A 12,876-nucleotide genomic window follows, 5' to 3' on the forward strand; every position below is an offset into this window, starting at 1 on the left:
TGCGCCACACACTAACCGGGGCCGGTCCCTCGGTGGAGGAACCGGCCCCGATCGAGCAGGAGGTACTGGTCGAAGCCCAGGCCCTCCTTGTCTCGATCGCTCAAGAAGGGCTGAACGAAGTTCAGGCCTGCGTACGTCCGCGCTTCGCTTCGCTCAGCGCGTCCTCGAGACCAGAAGGCGTGAGCCAGGCGGCTCCGCCGCTCTGGCTCACGCCTTCTTGGTCTCCCAGAAGATCTCCGCGATCTCGTCGATCTTGGCGAGCAGCTCGTCGGCCTTGCCGGCGTCGAGCTCGCCCTTGGTGCCGCTCGCGCCGGCCAGCTTGGTGGCCTCGTTCACGAGCGTGTGGAGCTGGGGGTACTTCTCGAAGTGCGGGGGCTTGAAGTAGTCGGTCCACAGCACCCACAGGTGGTGCTTGACCAGCTCGGAGCGCTGCTCCTTGATCAGGATCGCGCGGGTGCGGAAGTCGGGGTCGTCGTTGTCGGCGACCTTGGCGATGATGGCCTTGATCGACTCCGCCTCGATGCGCGCCTGGGCCGGGTCGTAGACGCCGCACGGCAGGTCGCAGTGCGCCGACACGTCGATGGTGGGTGCGAAGAGCTGGTGGAACATCGCAGTCCTCTCAGGTAGGTGAGATCTCACGTTCGCTGCGACACTACTCCGCGTGAAGAGGTCGGCCGATCGGGGTTCCACCCGCAGGGGTGCCCGCTACGGGATGGCCCTGGTCCACGGGCGTTCGATGGAGCCCACGCTGCGCGACGGCGACCGGTTGCTCGTGTCGTACGCCGCTGCGCCGGCCGCCGACGCGGTGGTGCTCGCGCGGTTCGCGGACGGCACGGTGGCCGTGAAGCGCGCCGTCGAGCGCCGAACGCTGCGCACCGGCGGACCGGGCTGGTGGCTGCTCAGCGACAACCCCGACGAGGGCGTCGACTCGCGCCACCGCGGTCCCGTCGAGGACGGGTCGGTGCTGGGCGTCGTCCGGCTGCGACTGTGGCCCTCCCCACGCCGGATCTGAGCCCGCGTGGGACACCCCCGGACGGGTGATCCGTCTGTGGAAGGATCACGGACATGGATCCGGAGCCCCACCCCCACGCCGGTGACCCCGTCTTCGACCTGCACCTCGGCGGGAAGATGGAGACGGTCTCGACGGTCGAGCTGACCGGTCGCGACGAGCTGTCACTGGCCTACACGCCCGGCGTCGCCCGCGTCTGCGAGGCCATCGCCGCCGACCCGGGCATGACCCAGCACTACACGTGGGTTCCCAACGTCGTGGCCGTCGTCACCGACGGCACGGCGGTCCTCGGCCTCGGCGACATCGGCCCGGCCGCGGCCATGCCGGTGATGGAGGGCAAGGCCGTGCTGTTCAAGCAGTTCGGCGGCGTCGATGCGGTGCCGATCTGCCTGGCGACCACCGACGTCGAGGAGATCATCGAGACGGTCGAGCGGCTCGCCCCCAGCTTCGGCGGCATCAACCTCGAGGACATCTCGGCCCCCCGCTGCTTCGAGATCGAGGAGCGGCTCAAGGCCAGCCTCGACATCCCCGTCTTCCACGACGACCAGCACGGCACCGCCGTGGTCGCGCTCGCCGCCCTCGTCAACGCCCTGCGCCTCACCGGTCGCGACCCGGGGGAGACCCGCGTGGTCATCTCCGGGGCGGGCGCGGCCGGTGTCGCGATCGCCAAGATCCTCATCGGCGCCGGGATCGTCGACATCGCGGTCACCGACCGCCGGGGCGTCGTGAGCTCCGACCGCACCGACCTGACCCCGGTCAAGAAGGAGCTCGCCGAGCTGACGGCCGACCGCACGGGGCGCACCGGCACGCTGGCCGAGGCGATGGACGGCGCCGACGTCTACCTCGGGGTCTCCGGGGGCACCGTGCCCGAGGAGATCGTCGCGACGATGGCTCCCGACGCGATCATCTTCGCGATGGCCAACCCGACGCCCGAGGTCCACCCCGACGTGGCGCACAAGTACGCCCGCGTCGTCGCCACCGGCCGCTCCGACTTCCCCAACCAGATCAACAACGTGCTGGCGTTCCCGGGGATCTTCCGCGGGGCCTTCGACGTCCACGCGACCGCGATCACCGAGAACATGAAGCTCGCGGCCGCGACCGCTCTCGCCGACCTCGTCGGTGACGACCTGTCCGAGGACCTCGTGATCCCGTCGCCGTTCGACCCACGGGTGCCCGGCGCCGTACGCGAGGCCGTGGCCGCCGCCGCCCGCCGTGACGGGGTCGCGCGCCGCTGAGGACCGCTCAGAGCTCGCCGAAGGTCGTGTAGCCGGAGTAGAAGTCGTTGTCCCAGACGAAGCCGGTGAACGACATGCCGATGGTCTGGTCGAGGCCCTCGACGTGGTGCCACCAGCCGACGGGGATGAACAGCGCCTCACCGGGGCCGATGGTCACCTCGTGGACCGCGGGTCGGTCGTCGTGCGCCGGTCCGGCGGGCAGGTCGGCGGTGGTCCAGTCGCTGTAGCAGTGCTGGCTGTTGCGCATCAGGGGCGTGTCGTGGCTGGCGACGAGGCGGACCCGCTTGCGGCCCTGCAGCTGCAGCAGCAGGTTGTTGGTCAGGTCGTGGTGCCAGGGCGTCACCGTGCCGCGCGGCCCGATCCAGATGAAGCCGTCGCGCGGCGAGCCGGGGGCGAGGATGCCCGGGATCTCGCCGACGTCCTCGCGCAGCGGCTCGAACGCCTCGCGGTTGTCCTCCGCGTTGTTGGCGGTGACGTAGAAGTCGTTGGTCGGCTCGGGGTTGCGGAGCCGCTCGGCGATCTCGGAGAAGGGCCGCGACGTGCGCAGCGACGGTGACTGCACCTCGTAGTCGGGGATGCTCTCGCGGTTCCACTGCACCCGCACCGGGGTGTCGCCGAGCCGCTCGGCGATCCCGTCGAGCGTCCAGCTGCTCCGGGCCGCCCAGTCGTCGACGAGGCCGCGGAGCACGGCGGGCCGGTGGGCGGCGTAGTGGTGGCGCAGCACGTCGTCGGGATCAGGTCGGTCCAGCACCGGCACGGTCAGGGCGTCGGGGACCAGCGCGGCGAGACGAGCGCGGTTGTGGAGCACCCACCTCGTCTTGGTCAGCCGCTCGCGGATCGGCGCCGCCCCCTGGAGGTAGGGGCTGGCCTGCGCCAGCGCGATCTCCGCCTCGACCAGGTGCAGCGGCTCGCCGGTCTGCCGCACGACCTCGTGGGCCAGGGCAGCCGGGTCGAACCCGCCGAGCAGCGTGTAGGCGAGCCAGCGCCGGAACTCGTCGGAGCGGAGGTAGGGCGAGTCAGTCGCCACGGTCTGCGTGTCGCTGTCCATGGCCACGGATCCTACGGGCGGTTGTGTCGGCACTCGCTAGGGTCGGTGACATGTTCGCTGTGTACGCCGAGTCCTTCTCCTCCGACGACCCGTTGTCCGGCCTCGTGGTCGGCGAACGGCCCGACCCGACGGTCCCCGACGGCTGGACGACCGTGACCGTGAAGGCGGCGAGCCTGAACCACCACGACCTCTGGTCGCTGCGCGGGGTCGGCCTCAAGCAGGAGTCGCTGCCGATGATCCTGGGCTGCGACGCGGCCGGACTGGACGAGGACGGCAACGAGGTCGTGGTGCACGCCGTCATCAGCGACCCGGCCTGGCACGGCGACGAGACCTTCGACCCGAAGCGGTCCCTGCTCTCCGAGCGCCACCAGGGCACCTTCGCCGACCGGGTGGCCGTGCCTCGCGCCAACGTGGTCCCCAAGCCGGCCTCGCTGAGCTTCGAGGAGGCGGCGTGCCTGCCGACCGCCTGGCTCACCGCCTACCGGATGCTGTTCACACAGGGCGGGCTGAAGGCGGGCGACACGGTCCTCGTCCAGGGCGCCGGCGGGGGTGTTGCGACCGCCCTGATCACGCTCGCCCGCGCCGGCGGTCTCAAGGTGCTGGCCACGAGCCGCGACGAGGCCAAGCGGGCCCGCGCGCTCGAGATCGGCGCGCACGACGTCTTCGAGTCCGGTGCCCGGCTGCCGGTCAAGGTGGACGCGGTGATGGAGACGGTCGGCCGCGCGACCTGGTCCCACTCGATCCGGTCCCTGCGCCCCGGCGGCAAGATCGTCATCAGCGGCACGACCAGCGGGCCCCAGCTCGACGACGCCGAGCTCACCCGCATCTTCTTCCTCCAGCTGCAGGTCGTCGGCTCCACCATGGGCACGCGCAGCGAGCTCGCCTCCCTCGTCACCATGCTCGACGCCACCGGCACCCGCCCGCTCGTGGACAGCGTGCTCCCGATGGAGCAGGCGCGCGACGGGTTCGCGGCCATGGCCCAGGGCGAGGTGTTCGGCAAGATCGTGCTGACCCGGTGAGCACGCACGTCCTGACGGGGGCGACGTCGGGCATCGGCGCCGCCCTCGCCCGCGTGCTGGCCGACCGCGGCGACCGGCTCGTGCTCCTCGCCCGCAGCGACGCGAGCGCCGAGTCCCTGCGGGCCGACTTCCCGCACGCGCAGGTCCTGGTCGCCGACCTCGCCGACCCGGGCACCCTCAACGGCCTCGGTCGCGAGGTCGACGGCTCTGTCGACTCCCTGCTCCACGTGGCCGGGGTGGTCGAGCTCGCGCCGGTGTCGCGGCTGCGACTGCACGACTGGGAGGAGCAGCTCGCCGTCAACCTGACCTCGCCGGCCGTGCTCACCCGCGAGCTGCTGCCGCACCTGCGGGAGGGCCGCGGGGTCGTGGTGTTCGTGAACTCGTCGGCCGGCCTGTCGGCGAGCGCCGACTGGTCGGCGTACGCCGCGTCCAAGTTCGGCCTGCGCGCCCTCGCCGACGCGCTGCGTGCCGAGGAGGTCGAGCACGGCGTCCGGGTCAGCACCGTCTACCCCAGCAGGACCGCCACCCCGATGCAGGAGAAGGTCCACGAGCAGGAAGGACGGACGTACGACGCCTCGCGCTGGATCAGTGCCGAGACCGTGGTCTCGACGATCCTGCACGTGCTCGACCTGCCAGCCGACGCGACGATCCCCGACGTGACCGTCCGACCGGTGGTGCCGAGGCCCGGCACCTGAGGGCTAGTCGGACCGGCCAACCGACTCGAGCACGAAGATCCGCACCTCACGCCCGGAGATCCGCTTGAGGTACTTCTGGTAGCCGCCGTAGATGCCCGCCGAGCGGGCGATCACGCGAGCACGCTCGTCCGCGGTCGCCGACCGCGCCAGGACCTTGACCGAGCGGCCGCGATAGCTCACGCTCGCGCGCGGGTCGGCCTCGAGGTTGAACACCCAGGCCGGCGTCGAGGGCTGCCCGAAGTTGGTGCCCAGCAGGGCCAGGTCGTCGTCGATCGGCACCGAGATGAGGTGGCTGGTGCGGGGCTGGCCGGACTTGCGCCCGGTGGTCGTCAGGTCGAGCACCGGCAGCCCGGCCAGCAGGTTGGGCGCGCTGTGCCGGCCGCGCGACAGGCGGAGCACGACCGAGTCGATGTGGCGCAGCGTCCGCGCGAACAGCCATGCCCCCGGGCGGCTGGAGGCGAACGCCGCGACGCGGCGCTGGAGGGCGTTGCCCGGACGGTGGCGATATCCGAGATCTGCGGCGAGTCCCATGCCGGCGATCGTCCCACGCGCGCTCAGCGCGGCGAACGCCAGTTGAGCGCGCCGACCATCAACATCCGCAGCTGGGTGCGCGCCTCCGCCATGATCCGCGCCTCGGCGTCGGGCTCCTCGATGAAGCGCTCGGCCGTGGTGACGACGAACGACACGATCAGGTCGGCCAGCAGGTTGAGGTGGTCGGTGGAGAACGCGTCGCTGCCCGGCACCCGGGCGACATCGGTCGCGAGCTCGCGGGTGATCAGCTCGATCTCGCGACGGATGGCCGCTCGCACCAGCGGGGGACCGGCGGTCCGCTCCCGGACGACGAACGTGTAGTGGGAGCGGTGGCTGCGCACGTGGTCGGCGAGGACCGGCAGCGAGCCGTCGATGTAGTCACGGAACTGCGGGGACCTCAGCCACACCTCGCGCAGCAGCCCGCGCAGCGACTCGAAGCTCTCGTCCACCAGCGCGAGGCCGAGGGACTCGACGGAGTCGAAGTGCCGGTAGAAGGCCGTCGGCACGATGCCGACCTCCTTGGCGACCTGGCGCAGCGAGATCGCCACCAGGCTGGTGTCGGCGGTCAGGCGCAGGGCGGCGTCCAGGATGGCGCGCCGCGTCTGCTCCTTGCGCTCCACCCGGGTCCGCGTCACCTCGCTCGTCCCTCCAGCCACGTCCGCGATCGTAGACGAGACCGTTCGGTGGACAGGTGTGCACGCGTGGTGCGGATCACGGCGGGTCGCGCTTGACCGTCGGCGGCGACTCGGGGCAGGCTTTGAGTGAACAAGCGTTCACTGAAAGGGAAGGTGATCCGGATGTCCCTGGTCACGAACCTCCTGAGGTCCCGCGTCGCCGCGGCCCTCGCATCGCCGCACGGCGTCGACCACTATCTCGAGCAGGTCAACCCGATGTGGGCGGCGCACGACGTGCGAGCACGTGTCGTCGCCGTACGCCGCGAGACCGAGACGGCCGGCGCCTGCGTCGCCACCCTGACGCTGCAGCCCACGAGCACGTGGCGCGGCCACCGCGCCGGGCAGTACGTCCAGGTCGGCGTCGAGCTGCCCGGCTCGGCCCGACGCCTCACCCGCTGCTTCTCCATCTCCTCGGCCGCCTCGCTGCCCGGCGAGCAGATCACCCTCACCGTCCGCGCCCACGAGGAGGGCCAGGTCAGCAAGTTCCTGGTCCACGAGGCGCGCCCCGGCCAGATGCTCCACCTCAGTCAGGCCGACGGCGACTTCACCCTGCACGAGAGCGCGGCCACCCCGACCAACAACCGCCTCGTGTTCATCACCGGCGGGTCCGGCATCACCCCGGCCATGTCGATCGTGCGCACGCTGCTGCGCGACGGCTACGACGGCCGCGCCAACCGCAAGGTCACGTTCCTGCACTTCGCGCGCGGCCCGGAGGACCAGATCTACGCCGACGAGCTCGCCGAGATCGCGGCCGCCGACAACCACGTCGACGTGCACCTGCGCCACGGGGAGGCGCGGTTCAGCGAGTTCGAGCTGCGCCGGCTGGTGCCGCAGTTCCGGGACACCGACACCTGGGTCTGCGGGCCGAGCGGGCTCGTGGACCTGGTGCGGGAGGCGTACGGCGACTCCGATCGCCTACGGGTCGAGTTCTTCAAGCAGCCGTCGACCGCGACCGGCACCGCCGAGGGCGACGTCAGCTTCACCCGCTCGGGGGAGTCCGCCGCCAACACCGGCGCCTCGCTCCTCGAGCAGGCCGAGGCACTGGGACTGGAGCCGGAGTTCGGCTGCCGCATGGGCATCTGCTTCTCCTGCACCTCGCGCAAGACCGACGGCACCGTCCGCAACATCCTGACGGGCGAGGAGTCCTCCCTGCCCGACCAAGACATCCGCATCTGCGTGAGCGCGCCCGTGGGCGACTGCTCCGTGGACCTGTGAAAGGAAGCCGCATGAGCACCGTCACCGGCACCACCCTGACCCGCGAGCAGCTCGACGAGCTCGGTCGTGAGTTCGACGTCATCCGCCAGCGCGTCATCGCCGACCTCGGCGAGGACGACGCGGCGTACATCCGAGGCATCGTCAAGAAGCAGCAGCAGTTCGAGGTCGCGGGACGCGCCATGTTCTACCTGCCGCCGCTGTGGCCGCTGGCCGTCGCCGCGCTGTCGGTCTCCAAGATCCTGGAGAACATGGAGATCGGCCACAACGTCATGCACGGGCAGTACGACTGGATGGGCGACCCCAAGCTCAACTCGCGCATCTACGACTGGGACAACGTGTGCCCCGGCGAGCAGTGGAAGTACAGCCACAACTACATCCACCACACCTTCACCAACGTGCTCGGCAAGGACCGCGACATCGGGTACGGCATCCTGCGCATGGACGAGGACCAGAAGTGGCACCCCTACTACCTCGGCAACCCGCTCTACGCGTTCCTGCTGATGGTCTTCTTCGAGTGGGGCGTCGCGATGCACGACCTCGAGGTCGAGAACATCGTCGCCGGCAAGCGCAAGCTCGAGGAGAACAAGGCCCTGCACGCGGGCATCATGCGCAAGGTCCGCCGCCAGGCCCTCAAGGACTACCTGCTGTTCCCGGCCCTCACCGGACCGCTGTTCCCGCTCACCCTCGCCGGCAACGCGACCGCCAACCTGATCCGCAACGTGTGGGCCTTCAACATCATCTTCTGCGGCCACTTCCCGGCCGGCGTGGCGACCTTCACCGAGGAGGAGTGCCTCGACGTCGAGGGTCCCAACGGCCGTGAGGAGTCGCGCGGGCACTGGTACTACCGCCAGCTGCTCGGCTCGGCCAACATCACCGGCAGCAAGCTCTTCCACATCATGAGCGGCAACCTGAGCCACCAGATCGAGCACCACCTCTTCCCGGACATCCCGGCGCGGCGCTACCCCGAGATCGCCGTCGAGGTGCGCGAGATCTGCGAACGCTACGACCTCGCCTACAACACCGGGTCGCTGTCGACGCAGCTGTTCAGCGTCGCCCGGAAGATCGTGCGGCTGGCGCTGCCCAACCGCACCACGTCCCCGGAGCCGGCCCCGGTTGCCGAGACGCCGGTCGCCGCGTGAGACTGGCGCCATGACCCGGCCCACCAGGCTCAGCAAGGCGGAGATCCGCAAGGACGCCGTGCAGGACACCGTCACGGCGGCCGCGACCACGGTCGGGCAGGTGACCGCGATCGTCACCGGGGCCGTGAAGGACGTCGCCGGGTCCCTCGGCGGGCTGGCCACGGAGCTCTTCGAGATCCGCGACTCCGCCCGCCGGGCGATGGACGACGAGGCCTGACGCCCGCTCAGTCCTCCGGGTCGTCGAGGCGCGCCAGCCAGGTCGCGAACCGCTCGACCGGCGTCTCGAACTCGGGGAACGTGTCGACGAACGCCTGCAGCTGCTCGGCGAGCCACGCCAGGGTGACCTCCTCGTCACCCCGGCGCTTGACGAGCTCCTCGAGCCCGCGGTCGGTGAAGTACATCGACCCTCAGTAGTCGCCGGTCTGGGCGCGGTCGCCGGTCGGCGAGGCGAACGCCGCGTCGAGGAGCGACTTCTGCTCCTCGGTGTGGCGCTTGATCGTGCCGACCGAGGGCGACGCGGAGGCGGGACGCGTGACGGGCTCGACGGTGAGGTCGAGGTCGGGCCACACGTTGAGCTGGTAGTGCGGCCACGGGCCCATGTTCCGCGGCTCGTCCTGCACCCAGCGGATCGACTTGAGGTTGGGGTACTTCGCGATCTCGGCCTTGATCTCGTCGACCGGGCGCGGGTACAGGCGCTCGACGCGACCGATCGCGAACGCGTCGCCGTCCTCGCGCTTGCCGCGCTCGACCATCAGGTCCCAGGTGACGCGACCCGAGCAGAGGAGCAGCGTCTCGACCGTGGCCGGGTCGGCCGCGTCGTCGCCGATGAACGCGCGGAAGGTGGTCTCGCCGGTGAAGTCCTCGGGCTGCGAGGCGGCCTCCTTGCGCTTGAGCATCGACTTGGGCGTGAACACGATCAGCGGACGGTGCTCCTCGCCCAGCGAGTGCCGGCGCAGCAGGTGGAAGTACGACGCGGGCGTCGACGGCTGCGCCACCACCATCGCGTCCTCGGCGGCCATGGTCAGGAACCGCTCGATGCGCGCCGAGCTGTGGTCGGGACCCTGGCCCTCGTAGCCGTGGGGGAGCAGGAGCACGACGCCCGACTGCTGGCGCCACTTCGTCTGCCCGGCGGAGATGAACTCGTCGATGACGGTCTGGGCGCCGTTGACGAAGTCACCGAACTGGGCCTCCCAGAGCACGAGCGCGTCGGGGCGGGCGACGGAGTAGCCGTACTCGAACCCGAGGGCGGCGTACTCCGAGAGCAGCGAGTCGTAGACGTGGAACTTGGCCTGGTCCTCGGTGAGGTTGGTCAGCGGCGTCCACTCGTCGGCGTTGGTGCGGTCGATGATCGTCGCGAAGCGTTGCACGAACGTGCCGCGGCGCGAGTCCTGCCCGGCGAGCCGCACGGGGCGGCCGTCCATCAGCAGGGAGCCGAAGGCGAGGATCTCGCCGGTGCCCCAGTCGATCGGGCCGCTGGTGATCGCGGTCGAGCGGCGCTGCAGCTGCGGCATCACCTTGGGGTGGACGGTGAAGCCGTCCGGCGGCGTGACGTAGGCGTCCGCGATGCGCTTGAGCACCTCCTGGCCGACCGCCGTGGTGAACTCGCCGGCGGGCTTGTCCGGGTAGTCCGGGACGGTGGTCCACTCGGAGACCGCGTCGTTGCTGGCCTCGCGGACCTCGGTGAAGACCCGCTCGAGCTGCTGCTGGTAGTCCTTGAGGACCTGCTCGGCCTCCTCGATCGTGATGTCGCCACGACCGATGAGGGACTCGGTGTAGAGCTTGCGCACCGAGCGCTTCTGCTCGATCAGGTCGTACATCAGCGGCTGGGTGTACGACGGGTCGTCGCCCTCGTTGTGGCCGCGGCGGCGGTAGCAGACGAGGTCGATGACGACGTCCTTGTTGAACGCCTGGCGGTACTCGAAGGCGAGCCGGGCGACGCGGATGCACGCCTCCGGGTCGTCGCCGTTGACGTGGAAGATCGGCGCCTGGACCATCCGCGCGACGTCCGTGCAGTAGAGCGAGGAGCGCGAGGAGCCGGGCGAGGTGGTGAAGCCGACCTGGTTGTTGACGACCACGTGGATCGTGCCGCCGGTGCGGTAGCCGCGCAGCTGCGACAGGTTGAGCGTCTCGGCGACGACCCCCTGGCCGGCGAAGGCCGCGTCACCGTGGACGAGCAGGGGGAGCACGGGGTAGTCGGCGCCCTGGTTGAGCACGTCCTGCTTGGCGCGGGCGATGCCTTCGAGCACCGGGTCGACGGCCTCGAGGTGCGACGGGTTGGCCGCCACCGAGACCTTGATCGTGTCGCCGAGGCCGGAGAGGAACTCGCCCTCCGCGCCGAGGTGGTACTTCACGTCGCCGGAGCCCTGGACGGTGCGCGGGTCGATGTTGCCCTCGAACTCGCGGAAGATCTGGCTGTACTTCTTGCCGACGATGTTGGCGAGCACGTTGAGCCGGCCACGGTGGGCCATGCCGATGGTGACCTCGTCGAGGCCGACCTCGGCGGCCGCCTCGCAGATCTCGTCGAGCACCGGGATCGTGGTCTCGCCGCCCTCGAGGCTGAAGCGCTTCTGGCCGACGAACTTCGTCTGCAGGAACGTCTCGAACGCCTCGGCCTGGTTGAGCTTGAGCAGGATCCGCAGCTGCTCCTCGCGGGGCGGCTTGGTGTGCGGCTGCTCGACCCGCTCCTGGATCCAGCGGCGCTGCTCGGGATCCATGATGTGCATGTACTCGATGCCGACCGTGCGGCAGTAGGAGTCGCGCAGGATGCCGAGCACCGAGCGCAGCTTCATGAAGCGGCGTGCCCCGCCGAACTCGCCGGTCGCGAACTCGCGGTCGAGGTCCCACAGGGTCAGCCCGTGCTCCTCGACCTCGAGGTCGGGGTGGCTGCGCTGCTTGTACTCCAGCGGGTCGGTGTCGGCCATCAGGTGGCCGCGCACGCGGTAGGCGTGGATCAGCTCGAGGATCCGGGCCTGCTTGCTGACGTCCTCGTCGTGGCTGGCCGAGACGTCCTGGGCCCAGCGGATGGGCTCGTAGGGGATGCGCAGCGCACGGAAGATCTCGTCGTAGAACCCGCCGTCGCCGAGCAGCAGCTGGTGCACGGCCCGCAGGAACTCACCGGACTGCGCGCCCTGGATGACGCGGTGGTCGTACGTCGAGGTCATCGTCATGATCCGCGACACCGCGTTGCGGGTCAGCGTCTCCTCCGAGGCGCCCTGGAACTCCGGCGGGAAGTCCATCGAGCCGACGCCGATGATCGCGGCCTGCCCCTGCATGAGTCGCGGCACGGAGTTGTTGGTGCCGAGGCCGCCGACGTTGGTGAGGCTGACGGTCGTGCCGGAGTAGTCCTCCATCGTCAGCTTGTTGTCCTTGGCCTTGCGCACGATCTCCTCGTACGCCGTCCAGAACTGCGCGAAGTCCATCGACTCGCAGCCCTTGATGGACGGGGCGACCAGCTGGCGGGTCCCGTCGGGCTTGGTCTGGTCGATCGCCAGGCCGAGGTTGATGTGCGCCGGGGTCACCATCGTCGGCTTGCCGTCGGTCTCGGCGTACGTGTTGTTCATCGCGGGCTGGCTGTTGATCGCCTTGACGATCGCGTAGCCGATGAGGTGGGTGAACGAGACCTTGCCGCCGCGGGCGCGCTTGAGGTGGTTGTTGATGACGATGCGGTTGTCCCAGAGCAGCTTGACCGGGATGTTGCGCACGCTCGTGGCCGTCGGGACGGCCAGCGAGATGTCCATGTTCTTGGCGGTGGCGGCGGGGATGCCGCGCAGCACGGTGTAGGTCGGCTCGTCGGTGGCCGCGGCCGGCGCGGCGGGCTTGGCGTCCTTGGCCACCGGGGTTGTGGTGCCGGCGGCGGGCTCGGCGGCGGCTGCGGTGGGCCGGGGCTTGGCCTGCGCGGCGGGGGTGGGCTTCGGTGCTGGAGTCGGAGCGGCGGCCGGGGCGGGCGCGGCGGCCGGGGCGGGAGCCGGAGCCGGGGCGGGCGTAGGGGCGGGAGCCGGAGCCGGGGCGGCGGGCTTGGTGGTCGTGCTGGTGGTGCTGGACGTGGCGGTGCCGTTGCCGTTGCCGTTGCCGTTCGCGGTGAAGTAGGCAGCCCACTCCGGCGTCACGCTGCCCGGATCCGCCGCGAACTGCTCGCGCATCTCGTCCACGAGCCACTCGTTGGCTCCGAGGTCGGTGGAGGGGGCAACCGAGGAGTTGCCGGACTGATCGGTGGGGGACTGCGGCACGGCTTGCTTCGCCTCTTCCAGGTGGCAGATGTGTGTGTGCGATCGGTTGTTGTCAAGGCTAGTCCCACACGCGCACAAATGCAGG

General features: G+C 70.5%; 13 protein-coding genes. 7 read left to right on the forward strand and 6 right to left on the reverse strand.

What is annotated here, in order from left to right:
* Positions 1–207 precede the first annotated feature (207 nt).
* The gene (gene sodN / locus C7S10_RS14190) at positions 208–609 is read right to left on the reverse strand and encodes a superoxide dismutase, Ni (protein ID WP_108345090.1); all 402 of its coding nucleotides are present in this window, start codon (positions 607–609) and stop codon (positions 208–210) included.
* 52 nt (positions 610–661) lie between these two features.
* Here sodN and C7S10_RS14195 point away from each other — a divergent pair, with 52 nt between their 5' ends.
* Together C7S10_RS14195 and C7S10_RS14200 are read left to right on the forward strand one after the other, a co-directional pair.
* A complete protein-coding gene (locus C7S10_RS14195) occupies positions 662–1,012 on the forward strand; it encodes a S24 family peptidase (RefSeq protein WP_279303170.1) in 351 nt (116 codons plus the stop codon).
* 53 nt (positions 1,013–1,065) lie between these two features.
* Entirely contained in the window at positions 1,066–2,244 is a 1,179-nt protein-coding gene (locus C7S10_RS14200) for an NAD(P)-dependent malic enzyme (RefSeq protein WP_108345092.1), read from the forward strand.
* 7 nt (positions 2,245–2,251) lie between these two features.
* On the opposite strand, the gene C7S10_RS14205 is transcribed toward C7S10_RS14200, so the two are convergent.
* Positions 2,252–3,292: a cupin-like domain-containing protein gene (locus tag C7S10_RS14205; RefSeq protein ID WP_108345093.1), complete on the reverse strand. Its 1,041-nt coding sequence runs from the start codon at positions 3,290–3,292 to the stop codon at positions 2,252–2,254.
* 50 nt (positions 3,293–3,342) lie between these two features.
* Here C7S10_RS14205 and C7S10_RS14210 point away from each other — a divergent pair, with 50 nt between their 5' ends.
* Both C7S10_RS14210 and C7S10_RS14215 read left to right on the forward strand, forming a co-directional pair.
* Positions 3,343–4,311, forward strand: a complete 969-nt coding sequence (locus C7S10_RS14210; protein WP_108345094.1) for a zinc-binding dehydrogenase — start codon at positions 3,343–3,345, stop codon at positions 4,309–4,311.
* A complete protein-coding gene (locus C7S10_RS14215; protein WP_108345095.1) occupies positions 4,308–5,006 on the forward strand; it encodes an SDR family oxidoreductase in 699 nt (232 codons plus the stop codon). Before C7S10_RS14210 ends, C7S10_RS14215 begins: the two co-directional genes overlap by 4 nt.
* A 3-nt stretch (positions 5,007–5,009) precedes the next feature.
* Here the strand turns inward: C7S10_RS14215 and C7S10_RS14220 are convergent, their stop codons facing one another.
* Both C7S10_RS14220 and C7S10_RS14225 read right to left on the reverse strand, forming a co-directional pair.
* A complete protein-coding gene (locus C7S10_RS14220) occupies positions 5,010–5,537 on the reverse strand; it encodes a nitroreductase family deazaflavin-dependent oxidoreductase (protein WP_108345096.1) in 528 nt (175 codons plus the stop codon).
* 23 nt (positions 5,538–5,560) lie between these two features.
* Positions 5,561–6,193 (reverse strand): TetR family transcriptional regulator, encoded by a 633-nt coding sequence (locus C7S10_RS14225; protein ID WP_243395384.1) that lies wholly within the window; start codon positions 6,191–6,193, stop codon positions 5,561–5,563.
* A gap of 141 nt (positions 6,194–6,334) precedes the next feature.
* Here C7S10_RS14225 and C7S10_RS14230 point away from each other — a divergent pair, with 141 nt between their 5' ends.
* Genes C7S10_RS14230 through C7S10_RS14240 form a run of 3 tightly spaced genes read left to right on the forward strand, consistent with a single transcriptional unit; the run spans position 6,335 to position 8,782 of the window.
* The gene (locus C7S10_RS14230; protein ID WP_108345098.1) at positions 6,335–7,426 is read left to right on the forward strand and encodes a ferredoxin reductase; all 1,092 of its coding nucleotides are present in this window, start codon (positions 6,335–6,337) and stop codon (positions 7,424–7,426) included.
* An 11-nt stretch (positions 7,427–7,437) separates the two neighbouring features.
* Complete coding sequence (locus C7S10_RS14235) at positions 7,438–8,565, forward strand: fatty acid desaturase family protein (RefSeq protein WP_108345099.1); 1,128 nt, start codon at positions 7,438–7,440, stop codon at positions 8,563–8,565.
* Positions 8,566–8,575: 10 nt separating this feature from the next.
* Positions 8,576–8,782 carry a hypothetical protein gene (locus tag C7S10_RS14240; protein WP_108345100.1) on the forward strand — a complete coding sequence of 69 codons (207 nt, stop codon included), beginning with the start codon at positions 8,576–8,578 and terminating at the stop codon, positions 8,780–8,782.
* Positions 8,783–8,789: 7 nt separating this feature from the next.
* Here the strand turns inward: C7S10_RS14240 and C7S10_RS22270 are convergent, their stop codons facing one another.
* A complete protein-coding gene (locus C7S10_RS22270; protein WP_165807157.1) occupies positions 8,790–8,966 on the reverse strand; it encodes a DUF6104 family protein in 177 nt (58 codons plus the stop codon).
* A 6-nt stretch (positions 8,967–8,972) separates the two neighbouring features.
* Positions 8,973–12,791 carry a multifunctional oxoglutarate decarboxylase/oxoglutarate dehydrogenase thiamine pyrophosphate-binding subunit/dihydrolipoyllysine-residue succinyltransferase subunit gene (locus C7S10_RS14245; RefSeq protein ID WP_108345101.1) on the reverse strand — a complete coding sequence of 1,273 codons (3,819 nt, stop codon included), beginning with the start codon at positions 12,789–12,791 and terminating at the stop codon, positions 8,973–8,975.
* Positions 12,792–12,876: the final 85 nt, after the last annotated feature.

This window comes from Nocardioides currus (genome assembly GCF_003057875.1).
GTDB lineage: Bacteria > Actinomycetota > Actinomycetes > Propionibacteriales > Nocardioidaceae > Nocardioides > Nocardioides currus.